Genomic DNA, 20,027 nt, shown 5'->3' with positions numbered 1-20,027 from the left:
CGGTCACGCCCGCCACCGCGCGTCGTCGAGCAGGGCGGGCAGGTCGAACCCGTGGGCGGCGAAGCGCTCGGGGCGCGGTGGGTAGCCGGTGGCCCGCACCAGCCGGCCGTCGCGCGTGGTGAAGACGTCGGCGAGCTCGATGACGCCGTCCTCGGCACGGCCCGGGACGGCGACGACCTCCCGCACCCGCCGCCGTCCGTCCGGGTCGCTGCCCACGTGGACGACGAGGTCGACGCTGGCGGCCACCGTCGGGACGACGAACGCGTGGCCGATGTTCTCGCCGGCCAGCAGCGGCAGCGTGCACATCTTCGTGACCGCCTCGCGGGCGCTGTTGGCGTGCAGCGTGCACATGCCCGGCAGTCCCGAGTTGAGGGCGATGAGCAGGTCGAGGCACTCCTCCTGGCGCACCTCGCCGACGACGATGCGCGAGGGCCGCATCCGCAGCGCCTCCTTCACCAGCCGGCGCAGCGGGATCTCCCCGGCGCCCTCGAGGTTGGGCTGGCGGGTCTGCATGGCCACCACGTCGGGCAGCGGCACCCGCAGCTCGAAGACCTCCTCGCAGGTGATCACCCGCTCGCGCGCCGGGATCGCGGCGCAGAGGCAGTTGAGCAGCGTGGTCTTGCCGGCCTGGGTGCCGCCGGCGACGAGGACGTTGAGCCCGGAGACGACCGCGGCCTCCAGGAAGCGGGCCGCCTGCGGGGTCAGCGTGCCCAGCGCCACCAGCTCGTCGAGCGAGTGCGCCTGCAGCACGAACTTGCGGATGTTGACCGCCATGTGCCGCCGGGTGATGTCCGGGATCACCACGTGCAACCGCGACCCGTCGGGCATCGTCGCGTCCACGAAAGGCGTCGACATGTCGATCCGCCGGCCCGAGGTGCGCAGCATCCGCTCCACCAGGTCGGCCAGCTCCCCGGGCGCGAGGATCGTCGTCGTCAGCTCGCTGCGGCCGCGCCGGGCGACGAACACCCGGCCCGGCTCGTTCACCCAGATCTCCTCGACCTCGGGGTCGTCCAGCCACCGCTGCAGCGGCCCGAACCCGGCCACCCGGTCCAGCACGTCGCGGACCACCGACTCCGGGTCGCCGAGCGCGGGTAGCGCAGACGTCAGCGACCGCTCCGAGTAGTCGGCCACCACGTCGCGCACCAGCAGGCGCACCGGCCCCGGATCGGTGAACGGGTCCAGCCCACGCCGGCGGATCAGCTCGCGCACCTCGCCGTCGACGACCTCCAGCGCACTGGTCGCAGTCGGCACGGCACCCCCGTCGTCACGCCCGGTCAGGACTCCGACGGACAGTAGGAGGACGGGGCGGTCCGCAGGTGGCCGTCGCCCCGATCTGTGGACGACGTGACACCGAGCGCCACCCGGTCAGGTGTCACCCGCCACCGGAGATGGTCACCGGCGGGCGCTGGAGGTGGTCAGCTCAGCCGCCCCAGGTGGACGTACAGGACGACACCAGGCCCCTTGTCCTCGCTCGGCCCCACGAGCACGAAGCCGCTCTTCTCCAGGACCCGCCGGCTGGCAGCGTGGTCGGCGAAGACGTGCGCCTCCAGCTCGGTGTCCACGCCGTCCGGGTTCTCGCCGTGCCAGTGCACCAGCGCCCGGGCGAGCTCAGTGGCCAGGCCCCTCCCCACTGTCGAGGCTCCAACAGATAGCCCAGCTCCCGCCGTCGACCGTCGACGGAAGGCAGGAAGCCGGCGCGGCCCACCATGCGGCCGGCCCTGTCCTCGACCCGCCACCGGGTCCAGCCCCGCTCGACCTGCTCCCGGAGGTAGGCGTCGAGACGGGCACGCGTACCGGCTTGGTCCTCCACGCCGGACCGCAGAAAGCGCATGGCCCGAGCGTCGGCGTGCAGCGCGCACAGGTCCGGCAGGTCCTCGGCCAGCCAGGTCGTCAGGCGCGCCCGGGGGGTCGCCAGGACGACCGAGCGCTGCATCAGACGCGGCGGACCGTGAGGTGCGGGGGCTGCGCCAGGGTCTGGGCGACGACGCAGTACCGCTCGGTGAGCTGCCCCAGCTTGGCGAGAGTGGCGTCGTCGGCGTCGGTGTCGAGCTCGGCGTCCACGGTGAGCGAACCCATCCCGACCGGGGCCTCCCTCGAGACGCCGAGGGTGCCGCGGGCGTCCATGTCGCCGCGCGCGGTGAGCCGCGCCGAGCGGATCTCGACCCCCATCGCCGTGGCCACGCTGCGCATCGTGACCCCGGCGCAGGCCAGCAGGGCCTGGAGCAGCATGTCGCCGGAGCAGGCGTCGCTCCCGTCGCCGCCGGTCGACGGGTGCAGCCCGGCGCGGGCCGGGCCGGCCCAGGTCTGCACGGTGCACGTGACACCAGGGTCGGAGAAGTCCGCCTCGGCGTGCATCGTCACGCAGGCGGTCGCAGGTGTGTCGCGGTAGCGCTGCTTGATCGGTGCCTGCAGTTCCCGCAACCGTGCGGCGTCCATCCGGCCTCCCCGTGTCGTCGAGGCCCCATGCTCGCGGCCGCGGACGGCGATTGCCAGGTGAACGGGGGCACCGTTGCGCGGCTCCGGGCCGGCGTGGCGCTCGCGGTACGGCCGGCGGGCGTCGGCCGGTACGTCAGGCCTCCCCCGTCCCGTCCCCGGAGTGGCCGTGGGAGCCGTCCTCGGAGGAGACAGGTCGGGCAGGCCGGCCTCCTCGAAGGCCGTCTGCTCGACGTTGTCGGTCGACCCGAGACCTCCCATCGGACCGCCATCCGCGCGCAACGAGCAGAGGGCCCTCCCTCCCACTGCGGGAGAGAAGGCCCTCTGTTCTCACGCCCTGCGCGGCGAGGTGTCAGTCGCCGGCCGTCGCGACCGGGCAGGGGTCGTACATCGCCCGCGTGCCGGTCCGGGCCGGAGTGGTGAACGCGCAGCCGTAGTCGGGCGAGGCGACCACCTCCGGGTCGAGCACCGGGACACCCGCCGGCTCCACGCCCTCGTCCACCCACTCGACGAGGTCGAAGAACTGCGCCGACGCCTCCTCGGGGGTGAACTCGCAGTGCCCGGCGGCCCGGATCGGCCGCTGCACCAGCAGGTCCGCGTTGCCCTCCTCGGCGGCGTCGGCCGCGTAGTACTGCTGCATGGAGAACGGCACGTAGTAGTCGCCCAGGGTGTGGATGGACAGCACCGGGACGTCGAAGTCACCCGTGATGTCCGGGACGTACGCCGACGGGCCGCTGCGCCGGGCCTGGTGCGCCGGCGCCACGCGCTCCACCTGCTCGTCGAGGGTGGACCCGTCGTCGAACGTGTAGTCGATCGGGTAGTCGGTGTCGACGTTCGACCAGACGGCACCGGGCGCCACCCCGTCGAGACCGCCGGGCTCGGTGGCCACGACGCCGTAGACGAAGCTCTGCCCCTCCCAGTAGCCGAATGCCTCGTCGTCACCGGGGCGCTCGCCGCCGGAGATCGCGGTGATCAGGTCGCGGAACACCTCGCCCTCCTCGGTGAGGCCCGAGTACACCGGGGTCGGCTGCAGCGGGGTCCCCAGCTCGGCCTTGATCCTCGGCACGACGTCGCTCACGTAGTCCTCGGGGATCGGGTAGGCGTCGATCCCCGCCAGTGTCTGCGCCAGGAGGTTGTAGTCGAGGAAGAAGTCGTAGAGCTCGCGGTCTCCCATCACGCCGCACATCGGCGCGGCACCGGCCCACTCCACACCCCGGTTGCGCTCCAGCAACACGCCGATGACGTGCCCGCCCATCGAGACACCCTGCAGGTACCGCTGGTCGGCCTTGCCCACCAGCCGGTCGAAGAGCCTCGCGAGCTGCTCGGTCGACCGCACGCCGGCCTCGATGTCGTACCGGTTGGCGCTGTAGGACGACGCCGCCCAGGCGTACCCGTTCTCGATGTAGGTGCGGCGCAGGTCGTAGCTCGGGTCGCTGACGTACAGGGTGGTGCCCGTGCCGCGGTAGCCGTGCTCCCAGAACACGACGTCGCCGTTCCAGTCGAGGGGCACCTCGATGCGGTAGGCCGCCCCCTTGTGCACGCCGTAGAGCACCTTGCTGAGCTCGTTCCCGGCCTCGTCGGTCAGCGGCACGAACTCGGCACCCGGCTGACCGGTCCGCGCGTTGTAGTCGTAGCGAGGGTCGGCGATCGTCCAGTCGAGGTCGAAGAGCGGCTCCCTCGGGGACTCCTGGACCGGCTGCCAGTCCTCCGATCCCGGCGGAGGGTGCCCCTCCGCCCGGCCCGGCGGCTGCACGGAGTCGGGCGGCCCGGCCAGGGCGGGCGTCCCGGTGACGGCGACCGCGCCGACGCTCAGGCACGTGGCGGCGGCGAGGTGCACGAACCGATTGCGGTGCAAGGACACGGAGTGAGCTCCTTCGATCACTGAGTGACGGACGTCACCGCCTCGCACTCTGCTTCGCGCGCCCCGGGCAGTGCAAGGCCGGACGGCGAATCGCCACGGAACCGACGGCCCGCGCAGCCATGTCACCGACGGCCGGGCAGCACCGCGTCGACCAGGTGCGGCCCCGGGGCGGCCAGCGCCGACCGCAGCTGGTCGGCCAGCTCCTCCGTGGTCGTGGCCCGGGTCGCGGGCACCCCCATGCCGGTCGCCAGCGCGACGAAGTCCAGCGACGGACCGCCCAGGTGCAGCAGCTCCCCGGCGCGCTTGCCGTCCTCCGCCGCACCCACCCGGGACAGCTCGTGCTCGAGGATCGCGTAGGAGCCGTTGTCGCAGAGGACGACGGTGACGTCGAGCTGCTCGCGGGCCATGGTCCACAGCGCCTGGATCGTGTACATCGCGCTGCCGTCGGCCTGCAGCACGACCACCGGCCGGTCCGGGCAGGCCACCGCCGCGCCCACGGCCATCGGCAGCCCGTCGCCGATCGCCCCGCCGGTCAGCGCCAGCCAGTCGTGCCGCGGCCCGCCCGAGGTCAGCTCGGTGAGGCCGACGCCGGAGGTGAGTGCCTCGTCGACCACGATCGCCCGCTCCGGCAGCAGTGCCCCGACGACGGCCGCCATCGACCGTGGCGTGAGCCGGCCGGACGGCAGTTCGGGCCGCGACGCCTCCAGCAGCTCCGGCTGCGCGCCGGGCGCGGCGACCTCGGCTAGCGCCTGCACCGCGGCGACGCCGTCCTCCCCCGGCGCCGAGAGGACGTGCACCGTGCAGTCCTCGGGCACCGGCGTCCCCGGCAGGCCCGGGTAGGCGAAGAAGTGGACCGGCGCGGTGGCTCCGGCGAGCACCAGGTGGCGGGTCCCCGCCAGCGCGGCCATCGCCATCTCCGGCGGGTAGGGCAGCTTGGCGAGGTCCGGCAGCCCGGCGCCGCGGACCATCCGCGCGGGGAAGGTCTCGGCCATCAGGCGCGCGCCGGTGCCGGCGGCGACCCGCCCGGCGGCCAGGAGCGCCTCCTCGCTGGCCACGACGTCCCCGCCGAGGAAGAGCACCGCCGGCTCGCCGGACGCCAGGACCGCGGCCACGTCGTCCACCACCGACGACGCCACCCGCGGGGCCGGACGGACCGGCACCGGGTCGGCGGGCGCGGCGCCGTCCTCCCACGAGACGTCGGCGGGTAGCACCAGCGAGGCGATCCCGCGCCGGGCCGCCTGCGCCACCGCCTCGGCGGCGTCGGCCGCGACGTCGGCCGGCGACAGCGAGCGGCGCAGCCAGCCCGACACCGCCCCGGCGAGGGCGTCGAGGTCGGACTCCAGCGGCGCGTCCAACCGCTTGTGCGAGCGGGCGTGGTCGCCGATGACGTTCACCAGCGGCGCGCCGCCGCGCCGGGCGTTGTGCAGGTTGGCCAGGCCGTTGGCCAGCCCCGGGCCCAGGTGCAGCAGCGTCGCCGCCGGCCGCCCGGCCATCCGCGCGTAGCCGTCGGCGGCACCGGTCGCGACGCCCTCGAACAGCGTCAGCACACCGCGCATCTCCGGGACGTCGTCCAGCGCCGCGACGAAGTGCATCTCCGACGTGCCGGGATTGGCGAAGCAGACGTCGACGCCCGCGCCGACGAGGGTCCGGATGAGTGCCTGCGCGCCGTTCACGGTCGCGACCCTCGCACGGACCGCGAGTCCGTGCGACCGCAGCCACGAGGCGTCAGAACGTCAGCACCAACCGCCCGCGGATGCCCCCGCGCGCCAGCAACCGGTGCGCCTCGGCGGCCTCCTCGGCCGGGAGGGTCCGGGCCACGCGGAGGGTCAGCACGCCCTGCCCGGCCTGCTCCCGCAGCCGGTCGAGCGCCGCCCGGTTCTCGGCGTACCGCCGCACGAGGGTCGGGTGGACGCGCAGGTCCCGCTCGCCGGTGCCCCGGTAGCCGCGCACGGTCGCCACCGCCCCGCCGTCCCGCACCGCCGGCAGCACCAGCGCGTCCTGCACCGAGCCGTCGGCCAGCCCGTCGACACCTCCCGGGAACTCCGAACGGATCCGATCGGCGACGTCGTCCCCCCGCCGGACGACGACGTCGGCGCCCAGGTCGCGGACCAGCTCCTCGTCGGCCTCCGACGCGTCGGCGACGACGGTCAGCCCGTCGGCCCGGGCCAGCTGGACGACGTAGCCGCCGAAGGCGCCCGCGGCCCCGGTCACCGCCACCACCTGGCCCGGCTGCAGGCCCATGAGGTCCAGCGCCAGCCGCGCGGTGAGCCCGTTCATCGGCAGCGTCGAGGCCTCGGCGTCGGTGCTGCCCGCCGGGGACCGGACCACCGAGCCGGCCGGCAGCACCAGGTCCTCCCGGTAGGCGCCGTGCGCGCCGGTGGGCACCACGACCGCCATCACCCGGTCGCCCACCCGCAGGTCGGTGTCCACGTCCGGGCCGACCTCGATCAGCACGCCGGCGGCGTCCATCCCCGGCACGTACGGGAACTCCTGCACCGGGTCCCGCCGCGCGTAGGCGCCCTCGCGGAGATGGGTGTCGGTGGGGCTCACCGCGGCCGCGGTCACCCGCATCCGCACCTGCCCGGGCCCCAGCGGCTCCGCCGGGACGTCGACGACGCGCAGGGCCTCCGGCCCACCGAACTCGGTCACTCCGACAGCTCGCACGCCCCCACCCTGACCGACGGCGTGCCGCCGCTGCCCATCGGGCCCCGGCCGGCCGGCTGGTTCGCCCGGCGGTTTCGGCGTGTCGTCGCGTGTCGGGGAATGAGGGCGGGCACACCCGTCGCTGGAGCGGGCGAGCACCGCACCGCATCTCATTCCCTGACCCCGAGAGGCCGCGCATGCCCACGCTGCTGCCGTCCCGCCCCGTCTCCCTCGACCCGGCCCCGCGCCGCCGCCGACGCGTCCCCCGCCGGCTCGCCGCGGCCGGCATCGGCCTGGTCGTGCTCGTGCCGCTCGGCACGCAGCTGGCCGACTGGCTGGCGCTCGACCTGTTCGGGCAGGACGTCGTCGACCGCAGCACCACCCCGCTGCTGCTGGCCCTCGAGGACCTGCACGAGTACCACGCCGCGACCGGCACCTTCCAGGTCGTCGTCGACCGCGAGGACGACACCCGGTACGTGCCGTCGGTGATCAGCGGGGAGCGGGTCAGCTTCCTCGCCACCGGGACCGCCGACGCGTACGTCGACCTCGAGGGTCTGGACGCCGGCCGGGTCGCCCTCTCGCCCGACGGCACCTCCGCCACCATCGCGTTGCCGGCCCCGCGCCTGGGCGAGGTGCGGATCGACCCCGAGGAGAGCCGGGTCCTCGACCGCGACCGCGGGCTGTTCGAGCGGGTCGGCGACGCGTTCGGCGACGACCCCGTCGACGACAGCGAGCTGTACGCACTGGCGGAGGACCGGCTGGCCGCCGCGGCCGCGGCCAGCGACCTGCGCGAGCGCGCCGAGAGCAACACCCGGGCGATGCTGACCGGCCTCGCCCGGTCGCTCGGCGTCGACGACGTCGAGGTCCGCTTCGAGGAGCCCGCCGACAGCGCCGGCTGAGAAAGGACCCCCGGAAGGACCCCGTCCCCCCTCCCCGCTCGCATGCTCGCGGCGAGCCTCTGGACGGGGCCTCACGCCTTCGCAGGCTCAGTTGGGCGGGACCCCGTAGGGGGTTCCTCGTTCAGCGCTTGAGGGCGTAGTCCTTGAGCAGGCCCCGGCTGATGATGGTCTTCTGGATCTCGCTGGTGCCCTCGCCGATGAGCAGGAACGGCGCCTCGCGCATGAGCCGCTCGATCTCGTACTCCTTGGAGTAGCCGTAGCCGCCGTGGATGCGGAACGACTCCTGGGTCACCTCGGCGGCGTACTCGCTGGCCAGCAGCTTGGCCATGCCGGCCTCGACGTCGTTGCGCGCGCCGGCGTCCTTGAGCCGGGCGGCGCGCACCATCATCGCGTGCGCGGCCTCGACCTTGGTCGCCATCTCGGCAAGCTTGAACGCGATCGCCTGGTGGGCGGCGATCGGCTTGCCGAAGGTCTCCCGCTGCTGGGCGTAGGCGATGGCCAGCTCGAAGGCGCGGATCGCGATGCCGCAGCCGCGGGCGGCGACGTTGACCCGGCCGACCTCGACACCGTCCATCATCTGGGCGAAGCCCCGCCCGGGCGCCCCGCCGAGGATGTCGCCGGCCCTGGCCCGGTAACCGTCGAAGACGAGCTCGGTGGTGTCGACGCCCTTGTAGCCCATCTTGTCGATCTTGCCGGGGATGGTGATCCCGGGAACGACCTCGCCGAAGCCGGCCGGCTTCTCGACCAGGAAGGTCGTGAGGTTCTGGTGGGCCTTCTCCGCGCCCTCGTCGGTGCGCACCAGCGCCGCGACCAGCGTGGAGGACCCGCCGTTGGTCAGCCACATCTTCTGGCCGTCGAGAACGTAGTCGCCGTCGGCCTGCTTCGTGGCCTTGGTGCGGATGCCGGCGACGTCGGAGCCCAGCCCCGGCTCGGACATCGAGAAGGCCCCGCGCACCTCGCCGATGGCCATCCGCGGCAACAGGCGCTCCTTCTGCTCCCGGGTGCCGTGCTGCATCACCATGTAGGCGACGATGAAGTGGGTGTTGATGACGCCGGAGACGCTCATCCAGCCGCGGGCGATCTCCTCGACCACCAGCGCGTAGGTCAGCAGCGACTCGCCCAGGCCACCGAACTCCTCGGGAATGGTCAGGCCGAAGATCCCCAGCTCCTTGAGCCCGTCGACGATCTCCTGCGGATAGGCGTCGGCGTGCTCGAGCTCCTGCGCGTGCGGAACGATCTCCTTGTCGACGAAACTCCTGACGGTCGACAGGATCTCCTGCTGGACGTCGGTCAGGTCGGCGGTCTGCGCCAGACGGGTCATCGCGTCGCTCCTCCGGGGACTCCGGTTGTCCGTGGTTACCGGGCAGTATGGGCCACCGGCGGTCGCCGTCCGCGTGTGCCCGGTCACCTCCGGGGGCGTGGCCCGTCCAGCATTCCCACAGAGCCCACTCCACGACCGAGCGAGGACGACGATGACGCAGGACGACGCCCACCGCGGCGGCCCCGACCCCGCAGCTCGGTCACAGGGCGGAGAGGAACAGCGGCCCCCTGGGTACCCGCCGCCCGGGTACGGCCCGCCGCCCGGGTACGGCGCCCAGCCCGGGTACGGCGCCCAGCCCGGGTACGGCCCGCCACCGGGCTACGGTCCCCCGCCCGGGTACGGCTACGGCTACCCTCCCGGCGGCTACCGGCGGCCGACCAACACCATGGCGATCCTGGCGCTGGTGATGGCGTTCGTCTTCAGCCCGGTCGGGCTGGTGCTCGGCATCGTCGCGCGCCGGCAGATCCGGGAGACCCAGGAGGAAGGCGACGGCCTGGCCCTGGCCGGGATCATCGTGGGCGGCCTCGGCACCGCCGTCGTCGTGCTCGGCTTCGTGTTCTTCGTCGTCGCCCTGGCCTCGGTCGGCTCGGGAGGCTTCGCGCCATAGGCGCCGAGGCACGGGAGGCCCTTCCCACGTCTGCGGGCTCAGCACGTAGGGAGAGCCTCCCGTGCCTCGGGCGGGCTCAGCCCTCCGGCGGGGTGAAGGACGACGTCCGCTGCATGCCGGCGGCGCGACCCTTGCCCGCGATGACCAGCGCCATCTTGCGGCTGGCCTCGTCGATCATCTCGTCGCCGAGCATCGCCGAGCCCTTCTTGCCGCCGGCCTCCGAGGTCGACCAGTCGTAGGCGTCGAGGATCAGCTCGGCGTGGTCGTAGTCCTCCTGGGACGGCGAGTAGATCTCGTTGGCCGCCTCGACCTGGCCCGGGTGCAGCACCCACTTGCCGTCGAAGCCCAGGACGGCGGACCGCTTGGCGACCTCGCGGAAGGCGTCCACGTCGCGCACCTGCAGGAAGGGGCCGTCGATGGCCTGCACGCCGCGGGCGCGGGCGGCCATGAGGATCTGCATGAGGATGTAGTGGAACGGGTCGCCCGCGTAGTCCGGGTGCAGGGCGCCGACCACCAGCGACTTCATGTTGATGCTGGCCATGAAGTCGGCCGGACCGAAGATGATCGTCTCGATCCGCGGGCTGGCGAACGCGATGTCGTTGACGTTGATCAGGCCCTGCGCGGTCTCGATCTGCGCCTCGATGCCGATCCGGCCGACCTCGAGCCCGTTGGCCTTCTCGACCTGGGTGAGCAGGAAGTCCAGGGCCGCGACCTGGTGCGCGTCGACCACCTTCGGCAGCATGATGCAGTCGAGGTTGGCCCCCGCGCCCTCCACGACCTCGATCACGTCGCGGTAGGTCCACTCCGTCGTCCAGTCGTTGACCCGGACGGTGCGGATCTTGTCGCCCCAGCCACCCTCGTTGAGGGCCGCGACGATGTTCTTGCGGGCACCGGGCTTGGCCAGCGGCGCGCAGGCGTCCTCGAGGTCGAGGAAGACCTGGTCGGCGCCCAGGCCCTTGGCCTTCTCCAGGAAGCGCGGGTTGCTGCCGGGGACGGCGAGGTTGGAACGGCGGGATCGGAGCTCGGCCACGGTGCCTCCGTCGGGGTGGTGTGGGTGGGTGGAACACTCAGCTCGGGGTCGGGTTCCACCGGAGAGTAGCCAGGGGCCTCCGAGGCGCTCAGGTGCCGGGCTCGGCCAGCCCCGCCGGACGGCTGGCCCGGACCACCAGGGCGACGCCGACGACGACCAGCACCAGGCCGGGCAGCGCGAGGAGCGGCGGCACCTGCTGCAGCAGCACGAGGGCGAACAGCAGCGCGCCGGGCACCTCCAGCAGGATCACCAGGCTGACCATGGTCGGGCCGACCGAGGAGAGCAGCAGGTTGAACAGCGTGTGCCCGAGCAACTGGGCGCAGACGGTGATGGCAGCGATGAGCAGCCAGTCCCGCGCGGAGAAGCCGACGAGCGGGTTGCCGACGACGGCCGCGGCGACGGCGATCGTCGCGGCGCACACCGAGTAGCAGACCACCGCGTACGCCGAGGTGGACAGCCGCTGCCGGGCCCGCGCGCCGGCCAGCACGTACCCGCCGGCACAGATCGCGCCGAGCAGCGCCAGCGCGTCCCCGGCGAGGGCGCGCAGGCTGACCGTGACGTCGACCCCGGCGATCAGCGCCACGCCGAGCACCGCCAGCACCAGCCCCCACCAGGTCGTCGCGGGCAGCCGGACCCCGCTGGCGCGCGCGGCCAGCGCCGTCCAGACCGGGGTGGTGGTGACCAGCGCGGTCGAGGCCGCGACCGTCGTCATCGACAGGCTGGGCAGCCACGCGGCGAAGTGCGCGGCGAGGAACAGCCCGGCGACGACGGAGCTGGCCAGGTCGCCCGACCGCAGGCCCAGCAGCACCGACCGCTCGCGCAGCAGGAGCACCGGCAGCAGCGCCGTGGCTCCGCCGAGGTTGCGCCAGAAGGCCAGCGCGAGCATCGGGGCGGTCAGCATCGTGGTCAGCGGCGCCGACAGCGAGATGCCGATGACGGCGACCGCCATGATCCCGACGTCCCGCCCACCCGGCCGGTGCAGCGCCCAGGCGCCGGCGACGGCCCCGCGGCCCTCCTCCAGGTTGAAGGACCCCGTCCTCCCCACCCTTCGCGAACTCGGGGCGGGACCCGGGACGGGGCCGTGGGGGGCAGGGGGGTCCTCTTTCAAGGCACCCGGATGCGGCCGCGCGCGACCGGCACCACCGCGCCCCGGACCGTCGCCGCGACCGCCCGCCCCCCGGAGGCGGTCACCGTGCAGGAGAGAACGGACGGCCGCCCCATCGCCTCGCCCTGGGAGACGACGTAGGACGACGTCCCGTCGGGCGCCAGTAGGCCGGCCGCGACCAGCCAGACGCCGGTGCCGAGCGCCGCCGAGCCGGTGGCGGGGTCCTCGCCCCAGGCCAGGTCGGCGGCGAACACCCGCGCCCGGGCGGTCGAGGTCGCGGCGTCCCACGAGAGCACCGAGACGCCCTCACCCACGCCCCGCCCGCCGAGCAGCGCGGGGACCGGTGCGGCGGCGTCGACGACCTCGGGGCGCACCGCGAGGAACGTGAAAGGCAGGCCGCAGCCGGCGACGTGCGCGGGAACCCCGGCGGCGTCGGCGGCCGCGAGCCCCACCGCCTCGACCAGGGCGGCGGGGTCGGGCCCGTCCTCGAGCGTGGGGCGGCCGCCGGAGAGGGTCGCGCCGTCCTCGTCGACCACCACGTCGAGGACGCCGGCGCCGCACTCCTGGCGCAGCGTCCCGGCGGCCAGCCGGCCGGTGCGCACCAGCACGTGCGCCGCGCCGACGCTGGGGTGCCCGGCGAAGGGCAGCTCGGCGTAGGGCGTGAAGATCCGGACCCGGTAGTCGGCGTCCCCGGCCTCGGGCGCGGAGAGGAACGACGTCTCCGAGAGGTGGAACTCGTTCGCCAGTGCCTGGCACTGCTCGGTGCTCAGGTCGTCGGCGTCGAGCACCACGGCCAGCGGGTTGCCGGCGAAGGCGCGTGGCGCGAACACGTCGACGACCTCGTAGTCGAGCTCTCCGGAGGGCGACACGGCCCGACGGTAGCCTCACCCGGGACCGAGCTTGCGAGGTCCCGCAAGGACACAGCCGTGCGGCACGGAGCCGACGAGCGCCAGCGAGGAGGATCCGTGACCACGGCGACCAGGGCGTACGTCTCCCGGCTCGCCGGGCTGCCCGTCTTCGACCCCAACGGCGACCGCGTGGGCAAGGTCCGCGACGTGGTGGTGGCCCTGCGGGTGGGCACCGCGGCTCCGCGCGTGCTCGGCCTGGTCGTCGAGGTGGTCGCCCGCCGCCGGATCTTCGTGCCGATGGGCCGGGTGACCGCGGTGGACCCGGGTGCCGTGGTGCTCGGCTCCGGCACGCTGAACCTCAAGCGCTTCGAGCAGCGGCGCGGCGAGACCCTCGTGCTCGGCGAGCTGCTCGACCGGCGGGTGCAGGTGGCCGAGTCCGGGAGGCCGGCCGCCGTCGTCGACGCCGGCATGGAGCAGACCCGCACCGGCGACTGGGTGCTCTCCCGGCTCGCCGTCCAGGAGCCGGGCCGGCTGGGCCGGCGCGGGCAGCTGCACCAGCTCGCCTGGGACGAGGTGACCGGGCTGGCCCTGCCGCAGACCGGTCAGGGCGCCGAGACGCTGATCGCGACCTACCGCGAGCTCAACGCCGCCGACCTGGCGCACGCGCTGCAGGACCTGCCGATCAAGCGGCGGCACGAGGTGGCCGAGGCCCTCGACGACGCGCGGCTGGCGGACGTGCTGGGGGAGCTGCCGGAGGGCGACCAGATCACCATCCTCGGCACGCTGGACGAGAAGCGGGCAGCCGACGTGCTCGAGGTCATGGACCCCGACGACGCCGCCGACCTGCTGGCCGAGCTGTCCAACGTCGACCGCAACCGGCTGCTGGAGCTCATGGAGCCCGACGAGGCCGAGCCGGTGCGCCAGCTGCTGCAGTACACCGAGGACACCGCCGGCGGCATCATGACCAGCGAGCCGGTGATCCTCACCCCGGACGCCACGATCGCCGAAGCTCTCGCGCGCGCGCGCGAGCCGGAGCTGACCCCCGCCCTGGCCACCCAGGTCTACGTGTGCCGGCCGCCGTCGGCCACCCCGACCGGCCGCTACCTGGGCCTGGCGCACATCCAGCGGCTGCTGCGCGAACCACCGTCCACCCTGGTCAGCGGGGTGCTCGACGACATGGAGCCGCTGCGGCCGGAGGCGCCGCTGGCCGAGGTGACCCGCTACTTCGCCACCTACAACCTGGTCGCTGCCCCGGTCGTCGACGCCCAGGGCCGGCTGGTGGGCGCGGTGAGCGTGGACGACGTGCTCGACCACCTGCTGCCCGACGACTGGCGCGAGCGGGCCCGGCGTGGCTGAGGGCCGCCGGCTCGACGTCCCCCGCGGGGCGCGCGGCTTCGGCAGCTTCCTCCGGTTGGACCCCGACGCGGTCGGCCGGTTCGCCGAGGGCATCGCCCGCTTCCTGGGCACCGGCCGCTTCCTCGCCGTCCAGACGGTGGTCGTGGTCGTCTGGATCCTGCTCAACGTCTTCGCCGTCCGGCTGCAGTGGGACCCCTACCCCTTCATCCTGCTCAACCTGGCCTTCTCCACCCAGGCCGCCTACGCCGCGCCGCTGATCCTGCTGGCGCAGAACCGGCAGGCCGACCGCGACCGGGTGCAGGCCGAGGAGGACCGCGCCCGGGCCGCGCAGACCCGCGCCGACACGGAGTACCTGGCCCGCGAGCTGGCCGCGCTGCGCGTCGCCATCGGCGAGCTCGCCACCCGCGACTTCATCCGCAGCGAGCTCAACCGGCTGACCGAGGACGAGGCGCAGCGGCGGGAGGAGAGGAAGGCGCGCAAGCGCGAGGCCGCCGCCCGCGAGGCGGCCGGCTGAGCGGACCGGCCTCAGCCGGTCAGGACGTGCACCAGTGCGCCGGTCGCTCCCGCCAGCACGAGGACGACGATGAACGGCGCGCGCAGCGCCAGCGCGAGCGCCGCGACCGCCAGCCCGGCCAGCCGCCCGTCGGCCGCCAGAGCCGGACCCGCCGTGGCCGCCTGGACGGCGACCAGCGCGGCCAGCAGCGCCGCCGGGACGAAGTCGACGACGCGGGTGGTCCACGGCCGCTGCACCCACGCGGCCGGAACCGAGAGCCCGGCCAGCTTCAGCAGGTAGCAGCCCACGGAGGCGGCGACCACCACCGCCCAGAGCGTCCCGTCGGTCACCGCGGCACCGCCGCCCCCCGGCGCGGCCGCCCGGCCAGCGCCACGGCGACCACCGCCGCGACGACCTGGACCCCGGGCGGCACGACCGGGGTGAGCAGGAGGGCGACGACCGCGCCGCCGAGGGCGACCCTCCGCTGCGCCGCCGCCTCGGGGAAACCGCGCTGCAGCCGCGGCCACAGCAGCGCCAGGAACGCGGCAGGGACGACGGCGTCCAGCGCCGCCTGTGCGGTCTCCCCGAGGGCCGCCGCGCCGAGCGCGCCGACCACCGTGGTCGCGTTCCAGGTCACGTAGAGGGTGGCGCCGCCGGCGAGGAAGGCGAGCCGGGCCAGCCGACGATCGGGTGCGGCCACCGCCAGGGCCGTCGTCTCGTCGATCACCCAGTGCGCCGCGCCGACCCGCGGCAGGACGCCGGCCGGCCGCAGCAGCGGCAGCAGCCGGACGCCGTAGACGGTGTTGCGGGTGCCCAGCAGGAGCGCACTGCCGATCGCGGCCGGCCCCCCGCCGCCCGCCCCGAGGACGCCGACCAGGGCGAACTGCGAGGCACCGGTGAACATCACCGCGGACATCACGAACGCCTGCCACACGTGCAGGCCGGCCGCGTCGGCGGCGGCGCCGAAGGCCACGCCGTAGAGGCCCACCGCCAGGCCCAACCCGACGGCGTCGCGCAGGGTCGCGGTGCGGGCGGCGGACACGGCAGCGAGGCTATCCGGGGCCCGGAGCGCCCCCGGACGGCTGCCGCATCCCCCGGAGGGGGGACGTTCCTGCCGCGAGGGCTCAGCCGGAACCGCAGCGTTCCGATGGAGCGGCGTGTCCGTTCGCTCCCCGTCCGGTGCCCCGCCACTGCGCCACCGGCCCACCCTCGCCGAGGACCGGCTGGCCCGTGCCCGGGAGTCGGCGCTGTGGACGTCCGCGCTGGCGGTGTTCGTCGTCCCCGCCTGGTCCGGTTTCGACGTGCTGCTCGAGCCGCGGGTCGCGCGGGTCTTCATCGCCGTCCGGCTGGGCTGCCTCGTCCCCATGGTCGCGGCCGTCTGGCTCCTGTGGCGACACCCCCTCGGACGCCGGCAGCCGGAGCTGCTCGCCTGCGCGGTCCTCGCCACGGTGCAGGCCGAGATCGCCTGGATGGTCCCGCGCGTGGAGCACGTGGAGTTCTACCTGCTCGGCTTCACCCTCGCGGTCTACGCCAGCGGCTGCCTCCTGGTGGCCCGGCCGGTGTGGACCGGTGCCCTGGTCGGCGTGACGTGGGTGGCCTTCGGGGTCGCCGCCCTCACCGCGCCCACGTCGATGCCGACGGAGGACCTGCTCGCGGCCGCGATCTATCTCGTCACCGCGTCCGGTGTCGGCGTGCTCGCCCACCACCAGCGGTACCGGCTCGCCACCCGGGAGTCGACCGCCCGCATCCGGCTCGAGCGCGAGCAGGAGCGCACCCGGGCGCTGCTCACCCGCCTGGAGCGGCTCAGCCACGAGGACCCGCTCACCGGCCTGGCCAACCGCCGCCGGTGGGACGCCGAACTGGCGGCGGCCTGTGCCGCGGCCCGGGAGGCCGGCACCCCGCTGGTCGTCGTCCTCGTCGACGTCGACCGCTTCAAGCAGGTCAACGACGAGCACGGGCACGGCGGCGGCGACGAGGCCCTCCGGCTGATCGCCGCGGCGATCACCTCACGGGTCCGGGCCGGGGACGTCGTCGCGCGCCTGGGCGGCGACGAGCTGGCCGTCCTCCTGCCCGGCAGCGATCTCGGCCGCGCGGTCGCCCTCGCCGAGGAGCTGCGCGGCGCCGCCCTCCGCATCGGCCTGGCCGGCTCCGGGCCGGGCTCCCTGACGCTGTCCCTGGGCGTGGCCGTCGCATCCGGGGACGCCGCGGTGCCGGAGCGGCTGACCGCCGAGGCGGACGCGCACCTGTACCGCGCCAAGGTCACCCGCAACGCCGTCTGGGCAGGCCTTCCGACGCCGACGGCCCCCCTGTCCGTCGGCCGAGCGGCCGGAGCCCCTGCGCGGGAGATCACCCTCCGGGCAGCAGCCGGCGGCGCGTGCGGCCGTACAGTGGCAGCAGGCCCGTGAACGCAGGTCCCCGCCGCTCCTCGGCGGACCGGACCGGGTCCCCCGCCGAAGGAGACTGCCGCAACGATGTCCGCCCCGCCCACCGGCGCGCCGGCGCTCGACGCCGTCAACGCCGCCCTGGCCACCGTGCAGGACCCGGAGATCAACCGCCCGCTGCCGGAGCTGGGCATGGTCAAGGACGTGCAGATCGGCCCCGACGGCTCGGTCCGCGTCGAGGTCTACCTGACCGTCTCCGGCTGCCCGATGCGCGAGACGATCACCAACCGGGTCACCCAGGCCGTCTCCGCCGTCCCCGGGGTCACCTCGGTGCAGGTGGGCCTGGACGTGATGAGCGACGAGCAGCGCGCCGAGCTGCGCCGCACCGTGCGCGGCACCGACGCCGCCGACCCGGTCATCCCGTTCGCCCAGCCGGGCTCGCTGACCCGCGTCTACGCGGTCGCCTCCGGCAAGGGTGGCGTCGGCAAGTCCAGCGTCACCGTCAACCTGGCGGCGGCGCTGGCCAGGCGCGGCCTGTCGGTGGGCGTCGTGGACGCCGACATCTACGGCCACTCGGTGCCAAGGATGCTCGGGGTCGACGACAAGCCGACCCAGGTCGACAACATGATCATGCCGCCGCAGGCCTACGGCGTGAAGGTCATCTCGATCGGCATGTTCACCCCGGGCAACACCCCGGTCGTGTGGCGCGGACCGATGCTGCACCGCGCGCTGCAGCAGTTCCTCGCCGACGTGTGGTGGGGCGACCTCGACGTCCTGCTGCTGGACCTGCCGCCCGGCACCGGCGACGTGGCCATCTCCATCGCCCAGCTGCTACCCAACGCCGAGATCTTGGTGGTGACGACGCCGCAGCAGGCCGCCGCCGAGGTCGCCGAGCGGGCCGGCGCCATCGCCACCCAGACCCACCAGCAGGTGGTCGGCGTCATCGAGAACATGTCGTGGCTGGACCTGCCCGACGGCTCCCGCATGGAGATCTTCGGCTCCGGCGGCGGCGAGGCGGTCTCCGACGCGCTCACCCGCACGCTCGGTGCCCGGGTGCCGCTGCTGGGTCAGATCCCGCTGGACACGCGGGTCCGCGAGGCCGGGGACGCCGGTGCGCCGGTCGTGCTGGCCGAGCCGGAGTCGCCGGCCGCGCGGGCGCTGGCCGCCGTCGCCGACACGTTGGCCACCCGCCAGCGCGGGCTGTCGGGCATGTCGCTGGGGCTCACCCCGGTCCGTCACTGAGCTGACCCGCCGAGAGAGCCTCTCGGCGACTCTTGCGGTGTTTCGCGTGCTCCTGCGGTGGTGCGGCGCCGCAAGAGCAGGCAGACGACCGCAAGAGCTTCCCGACTACGTCGCGTCGGGGTCGAACGGGGGCGGGGCGGAGGGGCTCCGCGTCCGAGCGGCAGCGGCGGCCATGGTGGTCGCGGCCGTCGCGCCGCCGGCCCGCGGGGGGGCGTCGTCGTCGCCGAGCAGCTGGTTCCTGATGAAGGTCCGCGGGTGGTACTGGCGCAGGTCGAGGTCGCGCAGCTTGGCGAGATCGTCACCCAGGGACTCGTCGACCTGCGCGCGGACGCCGGTGAGCGCCGAGCGCACCTTCTTTAGCCCGGCGGCGGCGTCCTTGGCCAGGTCCGGCAGGCGCTCGGGCCCGAAGATGAAGAGCGCGGCGAGCGCCAGGACGACGATCTCGCCCCAGCCGATCGAGTCGAACACGCGCTGCTCCCCCTCCTCGTGCGCCCGGCCGGCCGTCGCGCGGGTCCAGCGTAGGCTCCGATGGCGTCGCGGTCAGTGCCCCTGATGAGGGGGTCAGGCCTCGTCGAGGGTCGCCTCGAGCGTCGTCGAGGAGCCGCCCCGGACCACCTCGAGGCTGATGGTCTCCCCCGGCTCGTGGGAGTCCACCGCCACGACCAGCTCCTCCGAGCTGCCCACCGGCTCGCCGTCCACGGCGATGACGACGTCCTGCTCGCGGATGCCGGCCTCGGCCGCCGCGCTGCCCGGCTCGACGTTGATCACCAGCGCGCCGTCGCGGGTGCCGTCGGTGACCGAGCGGGCGTTGACACCGAGTGAGGCGTGCACCGCGTGCCCGGTGGCGATGAGCTGCTCGGCGATGTCGCGCACGGTGTCGATCGGGATGGCGAAGCCGAGGCCGACGCTGCCGCCGCCGACCGAGGCGATCGCGGTGTTGATGCCGATCACCTCGCCGGCGCCGTTGACCAGCGCCCCGCCGGAGTTGCCGGGGTTGATCGGGGCGTCGGTCTGGACCGCGCTGATCACCGCATTGGTGTCGCTGCCCTCGCCGGCCAGCCGGACCGGCCGCTCGAGCGCGCTGACGATGCCGCTGGTGACCGTGCTGGCCAGGCCCAGCGGCGAGCCGATGGCGACCACCGGGTCGCCGACGACGACGTCGTCGGAGTCGCCGAGCGCTGCGGTGAGCAGGCCGGGCTTCTCCACCTTGAGGACGGCGAGGTCGCTGGCCGGGTCGCGGCCGACGATCCGCGCCGCCGAGCCGCTGCCGTCGGAGAAGACCGCGCGGATCTCGGCGCCCTCGACGCCGTCGGCGCCGGAGATGACGTGGTTGTTGGTGACGATGTAGCCGTTCGCGCCGTCGATGACGACCCCGGAACCGGTGGCGCCGGCCTCGCCGATGCGGACCTCGACCGAGACGACGGTCGGCGTCACCCGCTCCGCGATGTCGGACACCGAGCCGGGTTCACGGGCGATGCCCCGGTCGGTCTCGTTGAGCTGCGTGCCGGGCGCCAGCAGCGGCGTCTCGTCGGCGGTGCGGGTGAGCCAGTAGCCGGCCGCGCCACCGACCAGCCCGGTCAGCAGCACGGCCAAGAGGGCCAGGACCGACAGCCGGATCGACACGTCGGCCAGCCGCAGCCGCCGGCGCCCCTTGGCGTCGACGACGACCGGGCCGGTCTGCTGCTCGGGCTCCTCGAACACCGCCGGCCCGGTGAGGCCGGCCGGTGCGTGCGGATCGCGCCAGGGGTCGGACCGGGCGTCGGACTTCCACCAGGGGCCGGTGGCGGTGCGCCGCCGTCCGGGCCGGA

At 74.5% G+C, this 20,027-nt stretch carries 19 protein-coding genes and 1 pseudogene; 6 read left to right on the top strand and 14 right to left on the bottom strand.

Annotated elements, in window-relative coordinates; translation table 11 throughout:
* Positions 1 to 3: 3 nt before the first annotated feature.
* The 6 genes and pseudogenes from E4P41_RS13430 to E4P41_RS13405 all read right to left on the bottom strand — a co-directional run bounded on the left by E4P41_RS13430 (position 4) and on the right by E4P41_RS13405 (position 6,958).
* A complete protein-coding gene (locus E4P41_RS13430) occupies positions 4 to 1,251 on the bottom strand; it encodes an ATPase, T2SS/T4P/T4SS family (protein ID WP_135141749.1) in 1,248 nt (415 codons plus the stop codon).
* 164 nt (positions 1,252 to 1,415) lie between these two features.
* Positions 1,416 to 1,933: pseudogene (locus E4P41_RS23285) on the bottom strand (GNAT family N-acetyltransferase).
* Complete coding sequence (locus E4P41_RS13420; protein ID WP_135141748.1) at positions 1,933 to 2,436, bottom strand: OsmC family protein; 504 nt, start codon at positions 2,434 to 2,436, stop codon at positions 1,933 to 1,935. Before E4P41_RS13420 ends, E4P41_RS23285 begins: the two are co-directional and overlap by 1 nt.
* A gap of 349 nt (positions 2,437 to 2,785) precedes the next feature.
* Positions 2,786 to 4,294, bottom strand: coding sequence for an esterase (locus E4P41_RS13415; protein WP_135141747.1), 1,509 nt, complete (start codon positions 4,292 to 4,294; stop codon positions 2,786 to 2,788).
* 122 nt (positions 4,295 to 4,416) lie between these two features.
* Complete coding sequence (locus tag E4P41_RS13410; RefSeq protein ID WP_135141746.1) at positions 4,417 to 5,967, bottom strand: acetolactate synthase large subunit; 1,551 nt, start codon at positions 5,965 to 5,967, stop codon at positions 4,417 to 4,419.
* Between the two features lie 52 nt (positions 5,968 to 6,019).
* On the bottom strand, positions 6,020 to 6,958 hold the full coding sequence (locus tag E4P41_RS13405) for an NADP-dependent oxidoreductase (protein ID WP_135141745.1): 939 nt from the start codon (positions 6,956 to 6,958) through the stop codon (positions 6,020 to 6,022).
* 176 nt (positions 6,959 to 7,134) lie between these two features.
* On the opposite strand from E4P41_RS13405, the gene E4P41_RS13400 reads away from it, so the two are divergent.
* Complete coding sequence (locus E4P41_RS13400) at positions 7,135 to 7,836, top strand: DUF4230 domain-containing protein (protein ID WP_135141744.1); 702 nt, start codon at positions 7,135 to 7,137, stop codon at positions 7,834 to 7,836.
* Positions 7,837 to 7,957: 121 nt separating this feature from the next.
* Here the strand turns inward: E4P41_RS13400 and E4P41_RS13395 are convergent, their stop codons facing one another.
* The gene (locus E4P41_RS13395; RefSeq protein ID WP_135141743.1) at positions 7,958 to 9,157 is read right to left on the bottom strand and encodes an acyl-CoA dehydrogenase family protein; all 1,200 of its coding nucleotides are present in this window, start codon (positions 9,155 to 9,157) and stop codon (positions 7,958 to 7,960) included.
* A gap of 151 nt (positions 9,158 to 9,308) precedes the next feature.
* Here E4P41_RS13395 and E4P41_RS13390 point away from each other — a divergent pair, with 151 nt between their 5' ends.
* Positions 9,309 to 9,764 (top strand): DUF4190 domain-containing protein, encoded by a 456-nt coding sequence (locus tag E4P41_RS13390; protein ID WP_135141742.1) that lies wholly within the window; start codon positions 9,309 to 9,311, stop codon positions 9,762 to 9,764.
* Between the two features lie 76 nt (positions 9,765 to 9,840).
* On the opposite strand, the gene E4P41_RS13385 is transcribed toward E4P41_RS13390, so the two are convergent.
* The 3 genes from E4P41_RS13385 to E4P41_RS13375 all read right to left on the bottom strand — a co-directional run bounded on the left by E4P41_RS13385 (position 9,841) and on the right by E4P41_RS13375 (position 12,768).
* Entirely contained in the window at positions 9,841 to 10,794 is a 954-nt protein-coding gene (locus E4P41_RS13385; protein ID WP_135141741.1) for a CoA ester lyase, read from the bottom strand.
* Between the two features lie 88 nt (positions 10,795 to 10,882).
* A complete protein-coding gene (locus tag E4P41_RS13380) occupies positions 10,883 to 11,839 on the bottom strand; it encodes a DMT family transporter (protein WP_245177325.1) in 957 nt (318 codons plus the stop codon).
* Between the two features lie 59 nt (positions 11,840 to 11,898).
* The gene (locus tag E4P41_RS13375; RefSeq protein WP_135141740.1) at positions 11,899 to 12,768 is read right to left on the bottom strand and encodes a PhzF family phenazine biosynthesis protein; all 870 of its coding nucleotides are present in this window, start codon (positions 12,766 to 12,768) and stop codon (positions 11,899 to 11,901) included.
* 96 nt (positions 12,769 to 12,864) lie between these two features.
* Between E4P41_RS13375 and E4P41_RS13370 the strand changes: the two genes are divergently transcribed.
* Together E4P41_RS13370 and E4P41_RS13365 are read left to right on the top strand one after the other, a co-directional pair.
* A complete protein-coding gene (locus E4P41_RS13370; RefSeq protein ID WP_135141739.1) occupies positions 12,865 to 14,103 on the top strand; it encodes a CBS domain-containing protein in 1,239 nt (412 codons plus the stop codon).
* Positions 14,096 to 14,617 carry a DUF1003 domain-containing protein gene (locus E4P41_RS13365; protein ID WP_135141738.1) on the top strand — a complete coding sequence of 174 codons (522 nt, stop codon included), beginning with the start codon at positions 14,096 to 14,098 and terminating at the stop codon, positions 14,615 to 14,617. The genes E4P41_RS13370 and E4P41_RS13365 overlap by 8 nt, the downstream gene beginning before the upstream one ends.
* An 11-nt stretch (positions 14,618 to 14,628) precedes the next feature.
* On the opposite strand, the gene E4P41_RS13360 is transcribed toward E4P41_RS13365, so the two are convergent.
* Both E4P41_RS13360 and E4P41_RS13355 read right to left on the bottom strand, forming a co-directional pair.
* Entirely contained in the window at positions 14,629 to 14,946 is a 318-nt protein-coding gene (locus tag E4P41_RS13360; RefSeq protein WP_135141737.1) for an AzlD domain-containing protein, read from the bottom strand.
* Positions 14,943 to 15,638: an AzlC family ABC transporter permease gene (locus E4P41_RS13355; RefSeq protein WP_135141736.1), complete on the bottom strand. Its 696-nt coding sequence runs from the start codon at positions 15,636 to 15,638 to the stop codon at positions 14,943 to 14,945. Before E4P41_RS13355 ends, E4P41_RS13360 begins: the two co-directional genes overlap by 4 nt.
* A gap of 115 nt (positions 15,639 to 15,753) precedes the next feature.
* On the opposite strand from E4P41_RS13355, the gene E4P41_RS13350 reads away from it, so the two are divergent.
* Complete coding sequence (locus E4P41_RS13350) at positions 15,754 to 17,001, top strand: GGDEF domain-containing protein (RefSeq protein WP_135141735.1); 1,248 nt, start codon at positions 15,754 to 15,756, stop codon at positions 16,999 to 17,001.
* A gap of 66 nt (positions 17,002 to 17,067) precedes the next feature.
* Positions 17,068 to 18,219 carry an Mrp/NBP35 family ATP-binding protein gene (locus tag E4P41_RS13345; RefSeq protein WP_135141734.1) on the top strand — a complete coding sequence of 384 codons (1,152 nt, stop codon included), beginning with the start codon at positions 17,068 to 17,070 and terminating at the stop codon, positions 18,217 to 18,219.
* A 105-nt stretch (positions 18,220 to 18,324) separates the two neighbouring features.
* On the opposite strand, the gene E4P41_RS13340 is transcribed toward E4P41_RS13345, so the two are convergent.
* Together E4P41_RS13340 and E4P41_RS13335 are read right to left on the bottom strand one after the other, a co-directional pair.
* Complete coding sequence (locus E4P41_RS13340; RefSeq protein WP_135141733.1) at positions 18,325 to 18,687, bottom strand: twin-arginine translocase TatA/TatE family subunit; 363 nt, start codon at positions 18,685 to 18,687, stop codon at positions 18,325 to 18,327.
* 93 nt (positions 18,688 to 18,780) lie between these two features.
* Positions 18,781 to 20,027, bottom strand: a 1,247-nt coding sequence (locus tag E4P41_RS13335; protein WP_209307705.1) for a trypsin-like peptidase domain-containing protein, incomplete at its 5' end; no start/stop codon positions are given.

This window comes from Geodermatophilus sp. DF01-2 (assembly GCF_004571065.1).
In the GTDB taxonomy this organism is placed as follows: domain Bacteria; phylum Actinomycetota; class Actinomycetes; order Mycobacteriales; family Geodermatophilaceae; genus Geodermatophilus.
The sequence above is the reverse complement of the archived record's forward strand: the minus strand, read 5'-3'. Positions and strand labels throughout refer to the sequence as shown.